The 21,503-nt window shown below is 61.8% G+C and carries 21 protein-coding genes and 1 tRNA gene; 7 read left to right on the top strand and 15 right to left on the bottom strand.

Annotated elements, in window-relative coordinates:
* Positions 1-8: 8 nt before the first annotated feature.
* From flgL to A3Q7_RS0107010, 3 genes are all read left to right on the top strand, one after another.
* Positions 9-920 carry a flagellar hook-associated protein FlgL gene (gene flgL / locus A3Q7_RS0107020; protein ID WP_026224582.1) on the top strand — a complete coding sequence of 304 codons (912 nt, stop codon included), beginning with the start codon at positions 9-11 and terminating at the stop codon, positions 918-920.
* Between the two features lie 16 nt (positions 921-936).
* Positions 937-1,983, top strand: a complete 1,047-nt coding sequence (locus A3Q7_RS19580) for a hypothetical protein (RefSeq protein WP_018411145.1) — start codon at positions 937-939, stop codon at positions 1,981-1,983.
* 151 nt (positions 1,984-2,134) lie between these two features.
* On the top strand, positions 2,135-2,836 hold the full coding sequence (locus A3Q7_RS0107010) for a TetR/AcrR family transcriptional regulator (protein ID WP_077231327.1): 702 nt from the start codon (positions 2,135-2,137) through the stop codon (positions 2,834-2,836).
* Positions 2,837-2,869: 33 nt separating this feature from the next.
* On the opposite strand, the gene A3Q7_RS0107005 is transcribed toward A3Q7_RS0107010, so the two are convergent.
* The 15 genes from A3Q7_RS0107005 to A3Q7_RS0106925 form a co-directional block, all read right to left on the bottom strand.
* A complete protein-coding gene (locus A3Q7_RS0107005) occupies positions 2,870-3,790 on the bottom strand; it encodes a hypothetical protein (RefSeq protein ID WP_018411143.1) in 921 nt (306 codons plus the stop codon).
* 360 nt (positions 3,791-4,150) lie between these two features.
* Positions 4,151-5,713 carry a glycosyltransferase family protein gene (locus A3Q7_RS20270; RefSeq protein WP_018411141.1) on the bottom strand — a complete coding sequence of 521 codons (1,563 nt, stop codon included), beginning with the start codon at positions 5,711-5,713 and terminating at the stop codon, positions 4,151-4,153.
* Positions 5,710-5,991, bottom strand: coding sequence for a hypothetical protein (locus A3Q7_RS0106990; protein WP_018411140.1), 282 nt, complete (start codon positions 5,989-5,991; stop codon positions 5,710-5,712). The genes A3Q7_RS20270 and A3Q7_RS0106990 overlap by 4 nt, the downstream gene beginning before the upstream one ends.
* A 151-nt stretch (positions 5,992-6,142) precedes the next feature.
* Positions 6,143-6,817 (bottom strand): class I SAM-dependent methyltransferase, encoded by a 675-nt coding sequence (locus A3Q7_RS0106985; RefSeq protein WP_018411139.1) that lies wholly within the window; start codon positions 6,815-6,817, stop codon positions 6,143-6,145.
* Complete coding sequence (locus A3Q7_RS20770) at positions 6,804-7,706, bottom strand: hypothetical protein (protein ID WP_018411138.1); 903 nt, start codon at positions 7,704-7,706, stop codon at positions 6,804-6,806. The genes A3Q7_RS0106985 and A3Q7_RS20770 overlap by 14 nt, the downstream gene beginning before the upstream one ends.
* A gap of 3 nt (positions 7,707-7,709) precedes the next feature.
* Complete coding sequence (locus tag A3Q7_RS19570; RefSeq protein WP_018411137.1) at positions 7,710-8,591, bottom strand: CmcI family methyltransferase; 882 nt, start codon at positions 8,589-8,591, stop codon at positions 7,710-7,712.
* Positions 8,569-9,975: an ATP-binding cassette domain-containing protein gene (locus A3Q7_RS0106970; RefSeq protein WP_018411136.1), complete on the bottom strand. Its 1,407-nt coding sequence runs from the start codon at positions 9,973-9,975 to the stop codon at positions 8,569-8,571. The genes A3Q7_RS19570 and A3Q7_RS0106970 overlap by 23 nt, the downstream gene beginning before the upstream one ends.
* Positions 9,976-9,977: 2 nt before the next feature.
* Positions 9,978-10,706 carry an ABC transporter permease gene (locus tag A3Q7_RS0106965; RefSeq protein WP_018411135.1) on the bottom strand — a complete coding sequence of 243 codons (729 nt, stop codon included), beginning with the start codon at positions 10,704-10,706 and terminating at the stop codon, positions 9,978-9,980.
* A 32-nt stretch (positions 10,707-10,738) separates the two neighbouring features.
* Positions 10,739-11,725 (bottom strand): hypothetical protein, encoded by a 987-nt coding sequence (locus A3Q7_RS0106960; RefSeq protein WP_018411134.1) that lies wholly within the window; start codon positions 11,723-11,725, stop codon positions 10,739-10,741.
* 9 nt (positions 11,726-11,734) lie between these two features.
* Entirely contained in the window at positions 11,735-12,457 is a 723-nt protein-coding gene (locus tag A3Q7_RS0106955) for a glycosyltransferase (RefSeq protein ID WP_018411133.1), read from the bottom strand.
* Entirely contained in the window at positions 12,454-13,200 is a 747-nt protein-coding gene (locus A3Q7_RS19565; protein ID WP_198289164.1) for a hypothetical protein, read from the bottom strand. The genes A3Q7_RS0106955 and A3Q7_RS19565 overlap by 4 nt, the downstream gene beginning before the upstream one ends.
* Complete coding sequence (locus tag A3Q7_RS0106945; RefSeq protein WP_018411131.1) at positions 13,201-13,833, bottom strand: class I SAM-dependent methyltransferase; 633 nt, start codon at positions 13,831-13,833, stop codon at positions 13,201-13,203.
* The gene (locus A3Q7_RS0106940) at positions 13,826-14,767 is read right to left on the bottom strand and encodes a hypothetical protein (RefSeq protein WP_157278120.1); all 942 of its coding nucleotides are present in this window, start codon (positions 14,765-14,767) and stop codon (positions 13,826-13,828) included. The genes A3Q7_RS0106945 and A3Q7_RS0106940 overlap by 8 nt, the downstream gene beginning before the upstream one ends.
* 3 nt (positions 14,768-14,770) lie before the next feature.
* Positions 14,771-15,913, bottom strand: a complete 1,143-nt coding sequence (locus A3Q7_RS0106935; RefSeq protein WP_232417854.1) for a glycosyltransferase family 2 protein — start codon at positions 15,911-15,913, stop codon at positions 14,771-14,773.
* 1,197 nt (positions 15,914-17,110) lie between these two features.
* Positions 17,111-17,186 (bottom strand) — tRNA-Asn (locus tag A3Q7_RS0106925).
* Positions 17,187-17,391: 205 nt separating this feature from the next.
* Here A3Q7_RS0106925 and A3Q7_RS0106920 point away from each other — a divergent pair.
* The 4 genes from A3Q7_RS0106920 to A3Q7_RS19560 all read left to right on the top strand — a co-directional run.
* On the top strand, positions 17,392-19,167 hold the full coding sequence (locus A3Q7_RS0106920) for an AsmA family protein (protein ID WP_018411126.1): 1,776 nt from the start codon (positions 17,392-17,394) through the stop codon (positions 19,165-19,167).
* A gap of 124 nt (positions 19,168-19,291) precedes the next feature.
* The gene (gene rfbB, locus A3Q7_RS0106915) at positions 19,292-20,365 is read left to right on the top strand and encodes a dTDP-glucose 4,6-dehydratase (protein WP_018411125.1); all 1,074 of its coding nucleotides are present in this window, start codon (positions 19,292-19,294) and stop codon (positions 20,363-20,365) included.
* On the top strand, positions 20,362-21,255 hold the full coding sequence (gene rfbD / locus A3Q7_RS0106910; RefSeq protein WP_018411124.1) for a dTDP-4-dehydrorhamnose reductase: 894 nt from the start codon (positions 20,362-20,364) through the stop codon (positions 21,253-21,255). The genes rfbB and rfbD overlap by 4 nt, the downstream gene beginning before the upstream one ends.
* 39 nt (positions 21,256-21,294) lie before the next feature.
* On the top strand, positions 21,295-21,503 hold a 209-nt coding region (locus A3Q7_RS19560; RefSeq protein WP_040570682.1), incomplete at its 3' end, for a sugar phosphate nucleotidyltransferase.

Raw genomic sequence — 21,503 nt, 5'->3', positions numbered from 1 at the left:
AGTCGGACATGCGAGTGGCAAGCACCCAGTATCACGCGACGATGAACACGGCGCTGCAGAACGCGAATACGCGTCTGGCCTACATCATGCAGCAGATGGCCAATGGCGAGCGCGTGCAGAAGCCGTCGGACGACCCGATCTCCAGCGTGCGCATCGCTCGCCTCACCCGCGAGGAAGCCGCGCTGGATCAGTACCTGTCGAACATCGGCGCACTGCGCAGCCGTCTGTCGCAGAACGAGGAACTGCTCGATGGCATGAGCAACGACATTCTGCAGGCGCGCGATCTCATGGTGTGGGCGGCCGACGGCACCAACACTTCCGAGGACCTCACGGCGATGAGTTCCTCGCTGATCGCGCTGCGCGACAGCCTGCGTTACTCGGCGAACAGCATCGACCAGGAAGGGCGCTACCTGTTCTCCGGCACCGCCACCGCGACCGAACCCATCGCCTACAACGCTGCCGCTGCGGCCGGCGCACGCTACACCTTCGCCGGCAACACCGATCCGCAACGCGTGGTGGTGGGCAATGGCGTCACGCAGGACGCCAACGTGGCCCTGCCGGAAATGGCCACCATGCTCAATCAGCTCGACCTGGCGATCGAGGCGCTGCAGGCGCCGGGCGCCACGGCCAACGATCCGGCTGTGCGCAGCGTGCTGGTCGGGACGCTGAACGGACTGGACGACGGACTCGACGCCGTATCGGCCAAGATCGCCCGCCTCGGCGGCGCGCAGACCACGCTGGAAACGATGGAAACCAATCACACCAATGTGAGCCTGTCCAACCAGCAGGCGCTCATCACCTTCGGCCAGCTCGACTACGGTGACGCCGCGGTGAAGCTCAACGGCTTCACGACCGCGGTGCAGGCCACGCAGAAGGCCTACGCCAAGGTGAGTACCCTGTCGCTGTTCGACGCACTGTAAACGGGGCCGACGGTAAATGCAGATCGGACAGACCTCGCAGCTGCAGGCGTACTCGCCGGCCGTTTCGCGCGCGCGCACCGGGGCGACGGAGGGACCGGCGCCGACCGCCGGGGTGGCGGCCGAGGGGGTGCGGTCGGCGGGCATCGCCGGATCTGTCTCCGCGCCTGCCGCTCGTCCGGGTCTGCAGACCTGGTCCGACGGCTTCAATGCCGAAGCGGGACGCGTGCAGCTCACCGCCGACTACCTTGACCAGGGCATAGGACAACTGAAGTCCCTGAAGTCATCCTTGAGCCAGCAGATCGCCAGTGGTGTGGGCGACGTTGCCCTGCAACGGCGGGTCGATCGTTTCGCGCAACTGTGGCAGCAGCGCAGCACGCAGACTGCCGGCGCGCTGGCTTCCGATCTGAGTTTCGATCCGTCCGCCGAGGCGCAGCGCCAGTTCCGCATCCCGGGCATGACCGTGCAGGCCATGCAGGCGGGCGATGCGGAGAGCCTGGTGTTCGCTTTTTCCGGCGCGTCGCGCCAGCAGCCTTCGGTCGTGCTTGACGAGGGGCTGGATGCGCAGGAGGTGGTGCGGCGCTTCGATCATGCGCTGGCCGTGTCCGGGGTGAGGGCCGACGCCGACGAAGACGGTGCCCTCGTATTCAGCGTGAGCGAGGCGGCGTGGCCCGCTCTGAAGGACAGCCTGGCGATACGCGGTGGCGGCATGCGCTGGCCGACCGGCCAGTTCAGCCGCGTCAGACCGGAACCCGTCCCCGAGGCGGTGCAGCCTGAGACCTGGGCGGTCGATACCGTCGAATCCATGCGCGCCTCACTGCAAGGTACCGTCAACGCACTCAAGGACTTCAGCCAGGCACGCCGGAATGTGGATGGCGTGCTGGAACGGATGAACGAAACGCTCAGCGGGAAGGTGATGGAATCGTCGGCTGAGCGCGCACGTACATTCGCCGATGCATTCCGCAACATGGGGCAATCACCCAGTTACGCATCACTCGGTGAATTCTCTGCCGCTCTTTCCGGTGTCCGCAGGGATCGCATTCTTGCGGTTCTGGGCGCTGATTGAATCGCGCAACCCGGAACGTCCTATTCCTTTACGCGTACGGAAAATGTGGGACGGATTGCTGGTCGGCACAGCAAGTCATCCGCGCGTGTAAAGTATTTGTCGATACCCATCTAGAGAGTAAGATTCGCCGCTGGATCTTGCTGCACACGGCATGAGCAGCCATACATCATCGTCCGGCACAGAACCGGATACATCCAGTTCGGAGCACCACGTGGAGTCGCCTGGAAAACGCACTCGCATCCGTGGTCCGGAAAATCGCGCCAAATTCCGTGACCAGATTCTGGCTGAGGCCAAACACATCTACGCGACCGACGGGTACGAAGCGGTATCGGTGCGTGCGGTGACAAAGGCGGTCGGCATTTCGCCGATGGCTTTCTACGGTTACTTCTCGAGCAAGCAGGATCTCGTCAAATACATCTGGAGCGATTTCTTCCAGGAGTTGCACGAGGCCATGAGTGCCGCCGCCCTGCACAAGCGATCTCCGCAAGCCCGTCTCAAGGCCCATATCGAGGCCTACCTCGAATATTGGGAGACACATCCGGAGCGCTACCGCATGGTCTATCTGGTCCCCACCGGTCTCGAGGATGGCGAACGCATACGTTTCGATGAAGAGGATTCCATCACCAGCCAGTTGCTCGCGCTGTCGCTTCAGCGCGTGAGCGAATGCGTCGAGGGCGGAAGTTGTTCGGCCGAGGACATCAAGCTCAAGGCCGATCTCATGTTCGTCAAGGCACTCGGTTACCTGCACGGTGTGCTGACGGTCGGACGCTATCCATTCGACAACGTCGAGCGACTGCGCGAATGGGTGGTGGATGACATCATCGCCGGCATCGAACGGATGAACGCCCACTGAGGCGGCCGCCGCACAGCGGCGCGGCCACCCGGGTCAGCCGCCGACGAAGCGCACCTTGCGGTAACCCATCTTCAGCAGGCTGTTGACCGCGGTCTTGCGCGTACCCGGCTTCGCAGAAGCATCGTTCGCCTGGGCTACCCGATCCGCCGGCGCACCGACCGGCCAGTCCTCCCTGACAGCCTCCGGACGCGTCGCGATGCGCACCAGCGCGCCGACCGCCGCGCGCAGGGCGCGGTCCAGCAGCGGGCCGCGCTGCGCGATGTTCTCGAACGCGCACGGCACCTTCACCGTCCTGCCGTACTGCGCCGACAACTGGGCCTCGATGTCGGCGATCTGTTCGAAGTTGCTGCGGTTGATCGCGAGCGCGTCCTCCACCGAGGCGACGATGGACGCGGGCACCGTGCGCTGCGCATCCGACAGGTCCAGCTTCACGCTGATCAGCGGCTCGCCGAGCGGCAACCTGAAGAACAGCGGGTGCGCGAAGTGCGCCGGTACCAGATCGATCTGCAGGTGATCCGGATGTCCCGTCACGAAAGCGCCCTCGATTTCCCGCTCGTCATCGCGCAGACCGCAGTCGCGCCCGAAATGGAGGTAGACGCTTGCGGCGGGAGCGAGCGCCGGGGCCTCGAGCGCGCCATCAGGCAAGTCGGTCATCAGTGTGTCGATCGCCAGCGATGCGCAGTCGTAAATCAGCTCGCCGGCCGCGAGGTAGCGACCGAATACCTGCACGTTCAGCAGTTCGTTCTGCACCGGCCCCGGACCTTCCGGTTTGCCCAGCCGGCCCACTTCCTCGCGCAGTCGCGGGAAGAGCTGGTCCTGCAAGAAGGCGCGCGCGGCCGGTTCGCCATGCGCGGCATGCGCCATGAAGCGCTGTCCCAGCGCACGCGCGTACGGCCGGGTCGCTTCGTAGCGTACCGGTGCATAAGGGCTTTGTTCGAGGATGCGGTCAGTCATGTTGCGCAGTTCAGTGCGTGCGGGAGCGGCACTTTAGCGCGAATGCGCATGGTGCAGCACGGTGGCCGGAACACGGCCTCTTGCCAACGCGCGTGCTGCCTGCCACCCCCTGTGACGCCGATCCTCAGTCCATTGCGTCCAGCGTGGCGCGCACCTCGCGTAGCGCGTACTTCCTGAGCAGTTCGCCGTTCTCCCACACGGTCCAGACTTTTAATCCGCAGGTCCCTGGTTGGACATCAGTCGCGGAGCCGGAATGTTCCATGCCGTACGCGCTCATGTCCGCACGGCGGACTGTCGGACCAAGGCCGTCAGGCCAGTCCTTTCATGCACGGGCGTTCCGGGGGCAGGGGCCGTCTCGCATCAGCGATCCGGTCGGTGGTCCGTCAATCTGTTCAGAACCCGCCGTTCGAATCTGTAGAGCAGCGTTTTGCGGTACCTTGCGCGGATGCTTGCGCGCAGCCACTGAAGACGATTGCGCCAGGGTGACGCCTGGTGCGGCCCGAGGGAGCGGTAGGGTGGAGTGACCCCGGCATCCGCGGCAAGGATCGCCTTGGGCAGCAGAATCGCGTCATCAACCCCATGGTCCAACTGGTAGAGCAGGGACGGACGTATGTGGCCGTGCCCGATTTCCTCTTCGACAAAGTCTCTCGATATCGCGCCCTCCCGCAGCGCATTCCGAAGCGTGCATACCCACAGGTGGCCGAGCGGGTTGAGGTGAGACACCCACGGCTGCGTATTCATGTCCGTGTAGTGCAAGAGGGCGGTTCGACCTTCCCGGTAGCTTTCCAGCGAGTTCCACTCGGGTTCGATGTCTGCGTGAGCCCGGGCGAGCGAAGAGGTATACATCAGTTGCTCATAGGTGAGGGTTCCCGCGTCCAGTTGATCGACGATTTCGCGGATGTTCCACCCGAGCTTTCCACAGTCCATCAGCATCACGCTGTACTGCGGCTTGCGGCCGCTGGCAGAGGTGGAATAGGCGGCCAGTATTGCGGCGTCGCCAAGAGGCCGGCGCCAGAGCTTGACCATGTCCTTGAATACCAGCATGTCGGAGTCGAGGTAGATCGCATGACCTTCGTATCCACAGACCTCCGGAATCAGGAAGCGCTGGAAGGAAAACGGAGTGCGTGGCTGGTTCTCCGGGGCGCGTGGCTTGGGAATTGAAATGCCGACGTCGCAGAGCGGGGTGACCTTGACGGCACAGCTTGCATGCCGCCGGATGGAATATGCAAGGACCTTGACAGGAAGTGCCTCGCTTGCGGTGGCCGCCACGAAGATGCGTACGGGGGATTCCATGTCCAGGGGCGCATAGTCGATGCCCGTTCTCGATATGATGCGCGCGAATGACTCGAATTGCCGGTCAAAGCAGCGACGCCCGTTGGAGAACAGCGAAACGCCGAACAGATCCGAGAATTCTTTGCTGTACGCGCTGCCGCCATCGATGCCGAGTGAGCGGACACGCTTCACCCCGGCCTGTGCCAGCAGATCCAGCGCCGCCTCGGCGCTGAAGAAGCATGCCGAAACCACCGGAAAATCGCCATGACGGGCGCTGGCTGTCGACAGGTCGTACCAGTACAGCCGGCCCTGTTGCCAAAAGTCATGCAGCACGGGCTCGCCAGGCAGCAGATCGGCGAGGGTGCGGCCAGGCTTGTTGTTGAAGTGAGGGCACCAGGGCAGCACCACGGCTTCGGCGCGATGCAGATCGTCGGCACACCGCTTGAAGGCGTCGAAATCGATGAAGTGGGCAATCGCGGCATGCGGGACTGCGCGGATCGCGTCGTTCAGGGTAAGGACGCGAAAGCCGGTGGTGTCGTGACGGTGAAGCTCCGAGAAACTTGGGCCCTTGCCGAGGATGAGCCATGGAAGCTGGCATTCCTGTCCCCGGTTCGAAAACCAGGTGAAGATGTTGGGGATGCTGATGCTCATGTGATGCGCACGGGGGCCGGAGAAACCATGCGGGCGCGGCTGCGGGGAACGCACACAAGGCATGCGTCAAGATAAATCAATGCACGCGCCATCAGCAAGTAAAGCGCAGTCAGCCTGATGACGACGCCTGCCCCCAGGTCGTTACGAGAGTATTCCATTGGCGTCGCGTAGTCGCGGATACTGTCCTTGACACGTTCATCGTTGTCCTTGTGCCACTGCTTGTCCGGCTGGGGCAATCCCTTCGGCGGGCCCGGCCGCAGATCCATTGCGGCGGTCATGTCAATACCGCCTCCGGTCCGTCGTCTGAAGGGCCACCGGCCACGGGCCACGGCCCGCACGCCGTCTGCCGGCTCACCTTCTTGCTCGCCGGCGCAGCGGGCACCGGGCGCATGGAGGAGGGCATGCTCATAGTCTGGAGCCGAGCGTGTGTCAGAGGGGCAATTCCTGTTTCCTGAATCCGAGCATGTTGATCATGGCCGGTGCAAGGGAATAGGCGGGAACGCGCTTGCCTTCACTCTTGGCGCGTTTGCGCTCGATTTTTTCCTCACGCGACTTCGGCCTGAAGAGAAAGCGGTTCAGTTTGTCCATGTTCTTGCCCTTGAGCGCCATGATGTCTCCGTCCTCCAGAGTGGAGATGCAGGAATACTCGTGATCCCTGAAGTCGATGCCCGGGAACAGATAAAGCAGTGCTTCGGGGGTGAAGCGCCAGAGGTCGCCCGGGTAGCCGTGATAGCGGAAGACGAAAGGGACAGACAGGTAAATTGCGCCACCGGGGCGCAGCAGCTGCTCGATGTTGCGGCATGCGCTGAAGACGTCCGGAATATGTTCGAGCAGGCTGACGCAGAATATCGTGTCGAACGTGCGGTCTTCGAGGGCTGCCTTGACCCGTTCGATAGGGGCCGTGAGGTCAACCACGACATCGACATTCTCCCCCTCCGAAATATCGCATCCGGTCAGGCTGACCTGACCGCCGTGTTCCGCCAGCAAACCGGGGAGATCCAGAAATGCATGTTCCTTGTATCGTTTGGAACCGAGTTCCAGCACATCTTTGCCGACGTGCTGAATATTGCTGCTGATCCATTGTGCGACGTTAGCCGAGGCCATGTTCATCCTTCGAGGTGTGGTGGGCGCGCAATGATCGTGTGCCCAGCAAGTAATCCGCCTTGAACGCCGCGTAGACCTCCCGAGTGGCGAAAACGTCCGCGAGTCCATGAAACCTCGAGAGGTCGAGACTGGCTGGAGCGGGACTCGCCAGAAGCCGGCGCGGTACCAGATATGACATGCAGGAACCCAGGCGGCCACGTGCAACATGCTTCACATAGAGCTTGTGCATGGCACGCCGTGGCCCGGGGCCGAATGGCTGGAGTAGCTTGAAGTATGCGCGGGAGATGAACGGCAGCGCCCGGAGGTGACGCGTGTCCGGACGCGGGTTCAGTTGTCTTGGCCTGGGGCGCTTGTCGAGCGAAAGCCCGAGGCGCGCCTCGATGATTCCGTAGAATCTGTCCGCATCGCGGCGAAGCAGTTCCACGGGAATGGTGATGACGCGCTCGTCGAACGCCTCCTCATAGATTCCGACGAGGTAGTTGTAATCGAGCAGGTCGGCTATTTGTTCGGCATACAGATCGAAGAAGGTCAGGAACGGCAGGACGCCACCCTTCGCCACGTACTGCGCGTGGAAGGAGTGGATGAACTGCGAGAATCCGCGGGTCACGATCAGAACGTGGGCGTGTGGAAACAGTGCCTTGAGTTCGAGGCAGCGCTCTCGCTGATACGCCTTGATCGAATCGGCACCTGTGATCAAGCCGCTGGTGGCGTCGAAGGTGAGCCCCAGGGACAGTCTCTCGTCGCTCAGCACACACACCTTCTTGTTTGCGGCCAAACCTTTCAGCAAGGCTTTCTCCGAGAAGCGCCATATCTCCGGATGGCGATCGAACCAGTCCTGCAGGGTGGTCGACGCAGCCTTGCCATATCCGATGTGCAACAGGACCGGCATCGCCTACCTCGTTCCGGAGGGGTACTTTCGCCTGAGATAACCCCTCGGATTGGAGGTGAGCAGGAATCGCTCTCGATTCATATCGATCTCGAAAAGTTCGGCGTGCTGCTTGGCGAATTGATCTGCCGCAGGCAAGGGTCCGCCGTCAGGATAGGCTTTGGCCAACCTGCTTCGCTCTGGGTTGAAGAGGTCTACGATGCCATCCTCCACGATCAGGTACTGACCCGGGGTGACCAACCCGGCGTAATTCGACAGATCGCGCATGACGGCTGTCCGGTTATGATCCGCGTCATGAATGACCATGACGGTGCCGTCGCTTACAAGAGCCCGCACCTGTTCGATGATTTCGGGCGAGGCGCAGTCACCGGTCAGTTCGGTAATCCGTGGGTGGCTGACACCGTAGATTGCTCGGGATATGTCGACGGAAATGATCTTGCCATGCCCGATCATGTCGCACACATTCGCCATGAAAAGTGCGCTTCCGCCGAACAGACTGCCGATTTCCAGGATGTAGTCGGGGCGGCATTCGTGGATGATCTCCTGATACACCCACAGATCTGCCAACATCTTCCTCGTAGGTACGCCGAGCCAGCTGATGCTGTGCAGAAGACGCTTGTCGGCATAGTACCAATGCGCGTAGTCGGCGATGCTCGATGACCAGCGTTCCCTGTACTCCCGATCGATCACCAAGGCACCATTGTCGCGCAATGCCGCATCATGCAGGGTACGGAAGGACTTCAGCGGCTGCGAGAGAATTGTCAGTATCGTTTTCAGGGCTGACAGCGCCGTAAGCGGATAGGTCGCTCCGGAAGGGCGGCTGAATTTCCGCGGCTTTGGCCGATTGAGTTTTTTCTCTATGAGTTCAGGCGAGATCGGTTGCTTCATCTGATGACTCGCTTTCGATTGAATGACCGGTGACCTCGAGGTTGAGTGCCGTCTCTCTCATGGTTTCGGTCTGCAGACCGAACACGATGAGCTTCATCTGGTTCGCGGGATTGCTCCGGCGTCCGTCCTCGAGCAAATGCATTGCCAAGCCGTAGTGATAGCGCGGCAGATCGGGGATCCGCAAATGGAAGCGTATCCTCGTCGGCCTGCCCTGGAACAGTTGTACGGCAGGGGTGGATCGTGTCGTGCTTCCGACTTCCATCCCGTTGCCTGAATGAAGATTCAGACCGATGCCAGCACAGACAAAGGTCTTCTTGGGCAAGACTTCGACTGAAATATCCAGGACCTCTCCAGGACGCCTCAGCAGACGCAGTTTCGAGCGCTCGTATGGGGCGCCGTCGACGACGATGTTCCGGACGATGACGGCCGGGCCAAGCGATTGCTTGACGACGCGACGCTGGAAGACGTCGTCATCCGGCTGCTGGGTACGTGCGGGAATTGCCTCCTGGAAGCGGAGAAGTTCGTCGGCTTCCTGCGCCATCGTTGCCCCTTCGATGTCCTCGAGTGGCGCGCTGAGTGCGACGGATGCGCGGACATCGTCCGGTGATTCGTCCGGGTCCTGGCCATAGTCATCCGGCAGGCGCAAGTAGTGCTCGAAGGCCAGTTCAGTGGGGAACGGTCCATAAAGCCTGCCCTGGTGCAACACCATCGATTGCTTCGTCGTTTCCTTCAGGAACTCGAAGTCGGTACTGATTATCAGGGACGTGGCCCCCGCGATGCGTTCGAGCAGTGCAGCGCGCGTCGCCCAGCGGGCGTCCCCGGCACCCGCGCTCACCTGTTCGTCGATCACCACGAGTTCCGCCGGCACCCGCAGCAGGAGCTCCATGCCGAGTTGTCTGACGAGGTAGGGAGAGAAGTTTCCGAGCGCGTTCTTCGCGGTCTGGGCGCTGATCCGGTTATCTGCAAGTACGCCGTCCACGGCCGCGGCGAGGGCATCGCCGGCAAGGCCACCGAGTGTTGCGCGAAATGCGAGGTTCTCCCTCAGCGTGAGCGCGGGTTTGAAGCCCGCGGTCGGGCGGCTGAGCAGAAGCCGCGACGCGCTGGCGTGAACGCGACCTTGGGTCGGATGCAGCATGCCGGCGGCGATGCCTGCGAGAGTGGATTTGCCGCTGCGATGCGAGCCGATCACGCCCAGTTTCTCGCCCTTGGTCAGGCTGATGTTGATGTCTTGCAAGGCGAAGAAGAACTCCGGACCGGGATCACGCAGCAGGCGCCGCGGCAGTAGCATTTCCCGCAGGATCGCACGCGGGGTGTCCGAGAAGTCCCGCGGGAAAGTGCGGCTGACCTGCTCCATCTGCAGGAGTGTGGGTACGTTGTCCTGCATGGTTATCGGCCGACGTAGGCAATCGCCAGGTGGATCTTGTCCCGGAAGTAATGCAGTCCGGCAATCAGCATTACGAGGACAGCGATCCCCGCCATGAATGCATGGGGCAGCACGGGCGGGGGCCCCGCAAGCAGATCCCTCACGGGAGGAACCAGATAGCTGAAGGGGTTGTAATGGTTGATCCAGAAGAGGAAGCCGTTTTCGGGTGGCTCGTAGAAGATCGGAGTCGCCAGCAGGAGGGCATACTGGACGAATGGCATGGCGTAGCGGATATCGAGCAATGCCAAGCTTATAGGCAGGGTGAAGCAGGCCATGGCCGCGCCAGCGGCGAGCAGCATCATGATGCCCAGCGGCAGCAGCCATGCGGAAGGATCATATGTCGGCTCCAGCCAAATGAAGGCGGCAATGAGGACGGGGATCTTGATCGCGAAGGCGAGCAGCGCAGAGAAGGTTCCGGCTGCAAGCAGGATTTGCTGATCGAAGTTCACCGAGCGCAGGATGCCGCTTGCGCGACGTGCGAGACGCATCGGTTCAAGCCAGGCGTCGGCGAAAAGCTGCCAGAGACTGAGACCTGCGACAAGCCGCAGCAGATACCGGCCGGATTCCGCCGCGCCATAAAGGCCGATGTCCTTGCCCACGAAAAGGGCAATGGCGATCAGGGTGAATAATGGAACGAGGAACCAGAAGACTCCCAGCAAGGTCCGGCGAAATCGTATGCGGTAGTCGCGCATGACGAGGGTCCATGCAGCCGATGCGAAAGCTCTCATTTCGAGGATTCATTCCGCTGGCTCAGACGCTTCGCCATGGGCCGCAAGCTCGCCGAATAGCGCGTATAGGCAGCGTGCAGGAAACGATGTCCGAGCTTGATCAGTTTCCATTTCACGCCCTGTGGTGCGTGCCGCAATCTTTCCCAGGTCCATTTGTGCATCTTCAGCTTGACCGCCTTGCGTTTCGCGTTGCGACCTGCGAAGGCGACAGTGCGTTCTTGTAGAGCTTCGGAAAGAAGCATCTGATATTGCGTGTCGCTGAGCCTGCATTCAGGAAAAACGAAGAGCGAATCGAGTGTCATGTCGGGGCGGTCGGATACGCCCGCGTCGGTGGGCAATCGCCGGATATCGTGAAGCAGCGACGGTCGAGCCAGGCCCTTGCGCACGTCGTCCTCGACCATTGCGGGGGTGATGAGGCCTTGGTCGATGGCTTCGGCTACCCAGTGCAGCCATTGTGTCCGTGTAGGGGCGTATCCCGAATACCAGGGGCGCTGAGACAGATTGAGTGCTGAAGTCAGGCCGCCTTCGATCAGCCAGTCGGGCAGCGCGCAGCTATCGAACGCGTCATATCGGCTGACGGTCTCATAGTCGGCGTGGCTGTTGACGAACTCACGAAACCGGTGAGCGTCCGCCGCACGATTGTCCATGACGAAAATATCAAGGTCCGCTACGGTAGTGAACTGCGCAGCGGCCAGCGGGCGGTCAGGTGCATTCCCGGGCGCAATCGGGCCGGGAATGACGTGGCCGGGCAGAAACACCGTGAGCCGATCGGGCGAGGGGGCAAGCGCAAGCGCACGCAGGGCCAGTCTCCGGGACGATTCGGGCGGGACGTCGTCCCACCCGAATTGCTGCAGGCTCAGTTCGGAGGACCGGACGACCGTGACGCCACAGTCGTTCATCAGCGCATTGGCAAATGCCGACAGAACGGCACGCTGGGTCCCGCACTGACCGACATCGTCAATCAGGAAGCGGATTTCGAGCACGTCGGGTTCCTATATCAGGTAGGAAAGGAAACGCTTGTGAATCGCTCCGCGCAAGATTTCCTTAAGCAGTTCGAGACGGCCGACGGCCCCGTTCCGGATAGCCTCCTTCAGCCACTTTCCCCAGAACTGTGTCAGGGGATGATTGGGGTTCTTCCAAGGCTGGTTTCGGACATAACTGAAATGAGTGAGCTTGCTGTCAGGTTCGACGATATTGAAATGATTCCAGCGGGGATCGATGGGCTGGATCTTGCCTTGGTCGAACCAGCTCAGCATCATGAAGTCGCGATAGTGGATCTGCCCCGCGGCAAGCTCGGCACGGTTGGGCACGACGTGCTGGAACATGGTATCCGGATCCCAGTCGCGCAGCTTTGCGCAATTCATGGCCATCACGCTGGTCTGGTTGTGCTGGCCGACGGGCTTTGCACCGAAAGTGCCCTTCGGCTGATTGACCAGGGCGATGCTGTGCTCGTCATCGAGCAGATCAGCAAGCTCATTGATATCGGCGAAAACCAGCTGGTCAGCGTCGAGGTAGATCGCCTTGCCTTGATAGTTGTTGAGCTTGGGCACCAAAAACCGTACAAAACCGAAGTTCGTCCCGCCTACCCGTTCAACCTCCTGTTTGACAGCGCGTACTTCAACGGGCCTTTTCGCGTTTTTGCGGATGGAGTACTCAAGCACTTTCTGCGGGATCAGCTGGTCGTCTTCGGTGCCGATGTAGACGGTCAGGGTCATGGCGCGTCACTTTCTTTCGCAGGTTGTATGAACTCGGAGATGATCTCTTCAACCTTGACCTCTCCCTTCAGTACTTCGTATTGGTAATCAACCAAGTGATAGCCAACGATAGGCGAAAGATTGAGAACGCGAACACCCTTGCGACGCAGGAAGTCCTGAACAATCAGTGTCCCTTTGACGTAGCTGTCGTAGTTTCTGGTCTGCCCGCGCTTCAGTACTTCGTCATCACGGAAGTTGTTCTTGTCGTACTGTGCGTAGTGCCTGCCCCCCAAGGTCGTGCTGTCGCAGCCGATGGTGTAGATGGTCCTTGCGCCCATGATCCACGCGAGCTGCATGGCAGCATGCAAAGAGCAGCCTTCAGGGGTGTAGTAGAGCTGGTCGGTGTTTTTTGACATCTCGTAGATCTTTTCGATGTCGTGGTTCCAGTCGAAGAAATAGAAATACGGATTGTCCCAGTCAACTGCTTCAGTGCGATCCTTCCCGGTGCCCTTGACGACCGGGTACTTGATGCCGGAAAAATTCGGATGCAAGGGAGCCTCAATGGTGTTGCCCTCGCGGCAATACGTCTGATGATGCATCAGCGCAATAGGAGCAACATCAGGATGTATCTTGAAGCTGTCGTTCAGCGACATGCAGATCTTGTCAGCCAGAAAGTCCATTGGAAAGACATTCGTTGTAGGCCCGCTGCCGACGATGTAGATTTCTTGCCCTGAATAGACATCTCTCAGATCACGCAGGCGCATTCACTTTTCTCCAACAACCCGCATGTCGCGCGGATCCTGCTGCTTGAACACGGCGGGCTCCTGGCGAACGTTCTTGAAGCCGCAACGCTTGAGCAGGTCGATGAGGGTGGTCGGTGTGTAGCCCCAGCGATGGCACATCAAAGGGTCCTTCCAGTTGGGGTCGCCGTAGAGAGGCCACATGGCGAGTTGACCGTCCTTCCCTTCAGCCCGTGCGGCACGCTCGGGTTCCTTCAGAAGCATTGCAGCCGCCGTCAGGATGTTCGGGCATTCCAGCATCAGCGTTCCGCCGGGCTTCAGAATGCTCTTCCAGTGAATCAGCAGATCCTCCGCTTCCCATGGGTAGAAATGCTCGATCACATGGACGGACAGAATCTCGTCGGCGTAGTCAGGAGCAAACTGCAACGCTCGAAGATCCGCGATGACATCGGGTTTGTTTCCCTTTCGAGACTCGGAAAAGTCCACATTGATGTGGCCCTCCAGAATCTTGTCTCCGCAACCGAGGTTGAGGCGGATCTTTCCGTCGGGCGGAGGTGGCGACCATTTGATCTTCCTCGGGCGAACCGCTTGCCCAAGTTTGCTGGCGTTTCGCGCGCCAAGCAGCTTGCGGAGGGCGTCCTTGAGTGCTTCACGCATTCCTTTTTCTCTTGGTTTCGATGGTTTTGAGGAAGAATCCTTCGAACTGGTCGGCGATATTCCCGATGTGGAATCGCGGGGCCGCGCTGAGGAATCTGTTGTGAATGTGCATGCGAAGTGCGTGGTCCGTCACGAGGCGATCCAGCTGACGTTCGAACGAGCCTGGCTGATCGGTGAAGAACAGCACATCGCCGGTGTCGGTGTCGTGGGCCGACATTTCGTCGAAATGAACCAGAGCCGGCGTGCCGGATCCGATGGCATTGGCCAGCTTGACATTCGATTTGTAGTGCCGGGACAGAAAACTGCCATGCGGGCCGCCTCTCGCCAGGATGACGATGTCAAGATCGGTGTAGTTGGATGGATTGGCCACAAACCGGATGTTGCGGTCCGCGCACACCTGCTCGATCCGCGCATGCCATTCTCCGAGGTAATCGGCGCCTTCGTAGCCGACGATGGCAACGCGCTCGCGTATGGGGTTCAGCCGGATCTGCGGCCGGAAGTGATGGTAGATGGTGATCTTCTCACGCACCAGGTGCCCCAGGTCGTCCTGCATGCGCCGTGTCGGAAAGATGTAGCCGTCGGCACCGATGCGCTCCCAGGCTGGTGCGAAAAGTTCTCGAGCCTTGACTTTATCGGTGTACTGCAGGCCGTCATCGGGTTGCGCCCAGGAATCCACGATGTCGAATACGAACGGTTTTCCCATCTCGCGCACGCGCTCGATGGTCCGTGGATCCGGTCTTTTCACGAAACAGATCAGGTCCGAACGTTCGAGGTCGGCGTCCGAAGGCTTGTTGACAGCCATCCAGTTGTTTCTCGTGCCCGCAATCTGCACACCCCGAATCTGCCAGGCTCCTGCCGATGAACGACTGGTGAAGCAAACGCTGATGGGGGAGCTGATGCCCTCTTCCATGGATTGGGCAAGCATGAACGACATGTTCTAGAGCTTCTTGAAAATCGCAGCCACGATCAGTCCGATGTTTCCGAGGAGTGTCTGACGGTAAATGCCGCTGCGCCTGAGTTCAATGAGGCGAGGAAACAGACTCATCGAGCGTGCGCGGTCGAATCGTTCGAGTATTTCCAGATTTTCGGGCGTGAGCCGGTGACTCATGCTGCGCAAGGCGGCAATGTTGCAGTTGTTCCAGTTGCGAAAACGACCACGCCGCAGCATCTGGATGCGCTTTAATCGTGCCTGCCAGGTGGAATTCATGCCGACCAGATTGCTTCCATGCTGTCGGTACCGCAGCGTCGGTTCAGGGTCGTAATACACCTTTCCTCCACAGCCGGAAATCAACATGTAGGCCCACCAGTCATGAGAAACGACGGCAATGTTGTCGCCAGCTTCCCGGAGCAGTTCTCGCGCGGCATTGTTGAAAACCATGGTATTGCCGCCGCCGATATTCTGTGCAAGCGAGTTTGCAAAACTAGGCTTCTTCTTGAACAAGGGCGATAGCCCTATTTCGTGGCCGCTCTTATCGACCAAGCGCGTGCGGCTACAGTAAATGCCGGGAATGTGGGCGGGTACTGAATCCAGCCATCGGACCGCTCGCGCAAGCTTGTCGGCTTCCCAGATATCATCCTGATCCGAGTAAGCGTAGTAATCTGCCTCGATACAGGCCTTACAGGTTAGCGAAAGAAAATTTGCCACGAAACCGTCCGCTGGACCGGAGTGGATGGACAGGCGGCCGTCCGGCCATGCCTGCCGGTAAGTTTCCAGAATTGCGCGCGTAAAGTCCTTGGATCTGTCGTCGGAAGCCCAGACCGCCCAATTGCTGTGGGTTTGCGCGGAAAGCGATTCCAGTTGCTCCGCGAGGTAGTGCTGCCCTTCGTAGGTCGCCATCAAAACGGCAACCTTGGCTTTCTGTGTGGGTCTTGAAACGTTTTCTCCTGCCTTCTGCGCCCCGGGAGGTCTGGTCGGTTGCATTGCTGAACTGCGTTCGATCACTGCGCTGCCCCCGGCGTGCATGGAGAAGGTCTGTCCATCGGGCACAGCGAGTCGAACCGTCGCCGCGAAGGCACGCCGGGAGCCTTCGGAAGATTCTTCACGTTGTGGGGGCGGTGGATGGCTGGTGACGCTTTTCATGGTTGCTTGAGAATCAGATTTTCAGGATCGAATTCGGATCGACTACCCGGCAATGCCACGGAGAGCGGAGTCGATGCGGACAAGCATCAAGCGATGTCAGCAGCGATCTGCCGCGATCGCTTTCACCCTGTTTCCGCGTCGTCGAAGGTGTTGCGATCGAGACAGGGGGGGCGTCAGACATGATGACAAATGCCTCTATTCCATGAGGATGAAGGTCACGGCGATCTCTCAGTAGTTCTCATGCGGCCTCCGGCAGTGGTTTCCCTGGACGAAGGAGTCGAATCACCCGGCATGGTGAGTTATCCGTTTTTCGGACCACGAATGGCCTGGATGCAGGCGTCTCGTGGTGTGTTCTGTGTGGCGGCTGCACTCGGGCAGGCCTCGGGTGCTGAACGCGGCAGTACTTCATTGTAATGATGTTGCCACCGTTTGATGACAATGCTTACATTCGACCGCTCGCGCGAGTGGGGCGCGCCGGGTCTCGAAGGCTTTAACTCTCGGGCCGAAGGGAGTCATGAAGAAGTCCGCGAAGTACTCGATCGAGGTTCGCGAACGTGCTGTCCGGCCCGTGCAGGAGTATCGCGGGAAGCATGCGTGTCAGTAAGCCGGGGTCGAGTCGATCGCGCCGGAGATCGGCCGCCTGCCCGAGACGCTGCAGGAGTGGTTCAAGCATGCGGAAGTTGGCCGGGATGCCCGCCGGTCGGTGCAAGCGGCAGATGCCCCGTGCATCGTGGGCCTGGAACGGAAGCCCAGAGAGCCGAGCCATGCCAACGAATCCTGGGCTGGCCGATGCGATCGTCGTGCAGTCAGCGTTCGACCGCGGTCTGAAGTGGTGCCTTGCCCGGTCCCCGAGCGTCGACTCCGTGCCCGGTGCGTTGGCGCAGGCGGTGCGTGCGTGTCGGCAGGACGCGACCGCAGCCAGATCAAGCAGTCGAACCGCGGCTCGCAATGCGTGTCAATCTGCAACGGCAGCCGCCCGGTGAAGCGCGCGACGAACCGTGGGCGGCACGGCCACCGGTTACGACGATGACCGACTGCTCGAGCACATCGCGATGATGCCGGATACAGGCCGCGTTGCGACCGGCAATCCATGCGGCGATACGCGGTTACCGCATGGGTGGCGAGTCCAGTGAGAACTGTCACACGGTGGCGCGTGAACGAAAAAGGCCCGCAACATCGTTGCGGGCCTTTGCGTTCTGGCTCCCCGACCTGGGCTCGAACCAGGGACCTACGGATTAACAGTCCGGCGCTCTACCGACTGAGCTATCGGGGAAGAGGCCGCGACTATAGACTTCGTATCGGGCTTCGTCAAGTGCTTCATATGCCCTGTTTACCGCGCTGTCAGCGGTGCATGCGCGGACGGAGTCGTTCTATGATCGCGTCAAGGCGGGGGTGGTGAGCTTGCAGGCACGCCTCTCCGCTTCAGCAGTCCAACCGGACTCATGCGTCGGCCGAACCATGCAAGGCAGCCAGTGCGAATGAACGAAAACGCGGTGTATGTGAAGACAGAAGCGGGCGAGGAAGCGGTCACGAAGCGCACCATCGTGCAGCGCAATCTGCGTTCCATCCTCATCATGATCGACGGTCATACGCCGGTCGGGAATCTTGCGCAACAGTTCGGCGATCCGCTCATCGTCGAGGGCCTGGTCGGGGAGCTCGAGCACCGCGGCCTGGTGAGGCGGGTCGATCAATCCGCCAACGACGATGCGGACCGCGCGGAGCTCAGTTCCATGCTGGTCGACATCGAAGATCTGGTGAGCCAGCCGATCACGCCGGTGGCTGACGATATCCGGCGCGCGCACGAACGGTCGTCGTCCACGGCGTCGCCCGAGATCGATGAGTTCGCCAAGGCGCTGCCCGAACTGTCCGCGCCTGTGGCGGCGCCGGCGGCCGAACAGAAGGCCGCGGCGCCGGTCGACGATGTGCGGTCGGCGATCCGGCGCGCCATGCTGTCGTCCGCGTCGAGCGATGCGGCGCCGGACGATCCGGCGGGCGGGCGGTTCCGGGCGTGGCTGGGCAAGCTGGGACACGGCGTGACGAAGCCGGGCACCTGGCGCCGGCGCGTCGTGACAGGCCTCTGTCTGATCGCGGTCGTGCTGGTCGCCACCTTCTTCCTCTATCCCTACAACCGCCATCTGCCACAGATGGAAAAAATGGCGACCGAGCTGCTCGGTCATCCGGTGCGCATCGCGTCGGTGAAGCCGGTCGTCTATCCGGAACCGGCGCTCGAACTGCAGGATGTGCGGATCGGACCGGACGAGGGCCTGCGCATCGGCGCGGTGACGCTTTCGCCGTATCTGTCCTCTCTGTTCGCCGAGCGGACGGAGTTGCGACGGGTGCATCTCGACCGCGTGGCACTGAAGATCGCATTCCTGCCTGCGCTGTCCAGCCGGCACGATATCAACTGGGCATCGCGCTGGCTCAAGCTCGACCGGCTTACGTTGAGCAATGCGGCCTTGCTTCTTTTTGACGGATCGCTCGGAGGATTCGCGGGCGAAATCGCGATCGACGACAACGGGGTACTTACGAGGCTCGAGCTGTCGCGAGCGCCGGGTGGCGTGCGGGTGCAGGGCATCAACCAGGGCGGTGTATGGGCGGTATCGATGAAGGCGATCGACTGGGAAACGCCCGGCCATCCGTCGGTGCTGGCCGATGTGTTCGAGGCGGCCGGCCATCTGAACAGCCAGCGCCTGCAGTTCGACAAGATCGAGGTGAAGCTCTATGACGGTTATGTGATGGGGCGCGCGGCGTTCGACCTCGGGCGGGATGCCGGGCTCGAAGGCCAGTTGTCCGCGTCCCGTTTGTCACTGGCCAATGTATTGAAGGTTTTTGCGCCGACGCTCAGGTCCAGTGGCGATCTGTCGGCAACCCTTGCGTTCGCCGCGCGTGGCGATTCGTTCGAGGCCCTGGCCAAGGACCTGCGCATGGAGGGGAGCATGGATCTGCAGCGTGGCGTGCTGGACCGCATCGATCTGGTGCAGGCCGTGCGCGTGCCTCGCGCTGGCGGCGTGCGCGGTGGCAGCACGCGCTTCGACCGGCTGGAGGGCGATCTGGTGTTGACCGCCGAGGGCGTTTCGCTGCCGCGTCTGGCGATGGATTCGGGGCTGGTGGGCGCGCAGGGCAGCGCGCGTCTCGCTGGCGGTGAGTTGCATGCGCAGCTCGACGTCACGGTGCGGGGATCGGCCACCACCGTTCGCGCGCCGGTGCGGGTCGCCGGGGCATATGCCGATCCGGTGGTCCAGCTCGTCCGCTGAAGAGGCTGGCGTCGTCACGGCGGCGTCAGCGCCGGATCATCGATCCGGGATCGTGCGAGGGTAGACATCGCCCGGCGGAGCTCTGCATTAAAGTGGCAGTCGTTCATCACGAATGTGAATTCCCATGACGATCCTGGTCACCGGCGGAGCCGGCTTCATAGGCAGCAACTTTGTACTGGACTGGCTGGCGGGCAGCGACGAGCCGGTGGTCAATCTGGATGCGCTCACCTACGCGGGCAATCTGCAGAATCTGGCGTCGCTGGCCGGCGATGCGCGGCATGTGTTCGTGCAGGGCGACATCTGCGACCGCGAACTCGTTGACCGACTGCTGAGTACGCACCGCCCGCGCGCCGTGGTGCATTTCGCCGCCGAATCGCACGTGGATCGCTCGATCCACGGCCCGGGCGAATTCATGCGCACCAACGTGACCGGCACCTTCACCTTGCTGGAAGCCGCGCGCGCCTACTGGGGCGCGCTCGAGGGCGACGACAAGGCGGCCTTCCGCTTCCACCATGTGAGCACCGACGAGGTCTATGGATCGCTCTCGCCGACCGATCCTCCGTTCGCTGAAACGAATGCCTACGAGCCGAACAGCCCGTATTCGGCGAGCAAGGCCGCGAGCGACCACCTGGTGCGCGCCTGGCACCACACCTACGGTCTGCCGGTGGTGACCACCAACTGCTCGAACAACTACGGCCCCTATCACTTCCCCGAGAAGCTCATCCCGCTCATCATCGTCAACGCGCTGGCGGGCAAGCCGCTGCCGGTGTACGGAGACGGGCAGCAGGTGCGCGACTGGCTGTACGTGAAGGACCACTGCGCGGCCATCCGCGAAGTGCTCGCGCGGGGCCGGCTGGGCGAGACCTACAACATCGGCGGCTGGAACGAGAAGCCCAACATCGACATCGTGCGCACCGTATGCGCGCTGCTCGACGACATGAAACCGGACCCGGCCGGACGCTACGAACGGCTGATCACCTATGTGAAGGACCGCCCCGGGCACGACCGGCGCTACGCCATCGACGCGCGCAAGATCGAACGCGAACTGGGCTGGAAGCCTGCGGAAACCTTCGACACCGGCATCCGCAAGACCGTGCGCTGGTATCTGGACAACCAGGCGTGGGTGCAGAACGTGCAAAGCGGCGGCTACCGCGACTGGGTGAGCAAGCAGTACGGCGGCGCGGAGCAGGGCGCATGAACATCCTGCTGTTCGGCAAGGGCGGGCAGGTGGGCTGGGAACTGCAGCGCGCACTCGCCCCGCTGGGCACGGTGACCGCGCTCGATTTCGACAGCGCCGGTGACCTGAGTGGCGACTTCAGCAACCCGGACGCCGTGGCGGCCACCGTGCGCGCGCTGGCGCCCGATCTCATCGTCAATGCCGCCGCGCACACCGCGGTGGACCGCGCAGAAAGCGAACCGGAGCTGGCCCGGCTGATCAACGCCACCACGCCCGGGCGCATCGCACAGGAAGCGCGCGCCCTGGGCGCCCGGCTCATCCACTATTCCACCGATTACGTGTTCGATGGCAGCGGAGAGCGCGCGCGCGACGAGTCGGCACCGACGAATCCGCTCAGCGTGTATGGCCGCACCAAGCTCGAAGGCGAACAGCTCATCGCTTCTTCCGGTGCCACACACGTCATCCTGCGCACGAGCTGGGTGTATGCCGCGCGCGGCGGCAATTTCGCGAAGACCATGCTGAAGCTCGCAAAGGAACGCGAGCGGCTCACCGTCATTGCCGACCAGATCGGCGCGCCCACCGGCGCCGAACTGCTGGCTGACGTCACCGCGCATGTCGCGCGCGCCCTGCGCCAGAATCCTGAGCTTGGCGGGCTGTACCACTGCGTGGCCGCGGGCGAAACGTCCTGGCACGGCTATGCCCGTCACGTGATCGAGCGGGCCCGCGCCGCCGGTCACGACATCAAGGTCGCGCCGGACGCCATCCTGCCGATTCCGACCACCGACTACCCGACGCCGGCCACCCGCCCGCTCAATTCGCGGCTGGACACGCGCCGCCTGCGCGAAGCCTTCGGGCTCGTGCTGCCCGAGTGGCAGCAGGGCGTGGACCGCATGCTGGCCGAAATCCTCTGACCCGCCTGCGGGCACACACGAAGCGAATCAGGAGTATCCATGACACGCAAAGGCATTGTTCTGGCCGGAGGCTCCGGCACCCGGCTGCACCCGGTGACCATCGCGGTATCGAAGCAGCTCATGCCGGTGTACGACAAGCCGATGATCTACTACCCGCTGAGCACGCTCATGTTGGCGGGCATACGCGAAGTGCTCATCATTTCCACGCCGCAGGACACGCCGCGCTTCCAGGCGCTGCTGGGCGACGG

It is taken from the genome of Methyloversatilis thermotolerans, from assembly GCF_000372885.1.
In the GTDB taxonomy this organism is placed as follows: domain Bacteria; phylum Pseudomonadota; class Gammaproteobacteria; order Burkholderiales; family Rhodocyclaceae; genus Methyloversatilis; species Methyloversatilis thermotolerans.
The sequence above is the reverse complement of the archived record's forward strand: the minus strand, read 5'-3'. Positions and strand labels throughout refer to the sequence as shown.

Bases quoted from the DNA above. Each gene is read 5' to 3' on its own strand.
- flgL (WP_026224582.1), top strand. From the start codon at position 9: ATGCGAGTGGCAAGCACCCAGTATCACGCGACGATGAACACGGCGCTG.
- A3Q7_RS19580 (WP_018411145.1), top strand. From the start codon at position 937: ATGCAGATCGGACAGACCTCGCAGCTGCAGGCGTACTCGCCGGCCGTT.
- A3Q7_RS0107010 (WP_077231327.1), top strand. From the start codon at position 2,135: ATGAGCAGCCATACATCATCGTCCGGCACAGAACCGGATACATCCAGT.
- A3Q7_RS0107005 (WP_018411143.1), bottom strand. From the start codon at position 3,790: ATGACTGACCGCATCCTCGAACAAAGCCCTTATGCACCGGTACGCTAC.
- A3Q7_RS20270 (WP_018411141.1), bottom strand. From the start codon at position 5,713: ATGAGCATCAGCATCCCCAACATCTTCACCTGGTTTTCGAACCGGGGA.
- A3Q7_RS0106990 (WP_018411140.1), bottom strand. From the start codon at position 5,991: ATGACCGCCGCAATGGATCTGCGGCCGGGCCCGCCGAAGGGATTGCCC.
- A3Q7_RS0106985 (WP_018411139.1), bottom strand. From the start codon at position 6,817: ATGGCCTCGGCTAACGTCGCACAATGGATCAGCAGCAATATTCAGCAC.
- A3Q7_RS20770 (WP_018411138.1), bottom strand. From the start codon at position 7,706: ATGCCGGTCCTGTTGCACATCGGATATGGCAAGGCTGCGTCGACCACC.
- A3Q7_RS19570 (WP_018411137.1), bottom strand. From the start codon at position 8,591: ATGAAGCAACCGATCTCGCCTGAACTCATAGAGAAAAAACTCAATCGG.
- A3Q7_RS0106970 (WP_018411136.1), bottom strand. From the start codon at position 9,975: ATGCAGGACAACGTACCCACACTCCTGCAGATGGAGCAGGTCAGCCGC.
- A3Q7_RS0106965 (WP_018411135.1), bottom strand. From the start codon at position 10,706: ATGCGCGACTACCGCATACGATTTCGCCGGACCTTGCTGGGAGTCTTC.
- A3Q7_RS0106955 (WP_018411133.1), bottom strand. From the start codon at position 12,457: ATGACCCTGACCGTCTACATCGGCACCGAAGACGACCAGCTGATCCCG.
- A3Q7_RS19565 (WP_198289164.1), bottom strand. From the start codon at position 13,200: ATGCGCCTGCGTGATCTGAGAGATGTCTATTCAGGGCAAGAAATCTAC.
- A3Q7_RS0106945 (WP_018411131.1), bottom strand. From the start codon at position 13,833: ATGCGTGAAGCACTCAAGGACGCCCTCCGCAAGCTGCTTGGCGCGCGA.
- A3Q7_RS0106940 (WP_157278120.1), bottom strand. From the start codon at position 14,767: ATGTCGTTCATGCTTGCCCAATCCATGGAAGAGGGCATCAGCTCCCCC.
- A3Q7_RS0106935 (WP_232417854.1), bottom strand. From the start codon at position 15,913: ATGAAAAGCGTCACCAGCCATCCACCGCCCCCACAACGTGAAGAATCT.
- A3Q7_RS0106920 (WP_018411126.1), top strand. From the start codon at position 17,392: ATGAACGAAAACGCGGTGTATGTGAAGACAGAAGCGGGCGAGGAAGCG.
- rfbB (WP_018411125.1), top strand. From the start codon at position 19,292: ATGACGATCCTGGTCACCGGCGGAGCCGGCTTCATAGGCAGCAACTTT.
- rfbD (WP_018411124.1), top strand. From the start codon at position 20,362: ATGAACATCCTGCTGTTCGGCAAGGGCGGGCAGGTGGGCTGGGAACTG.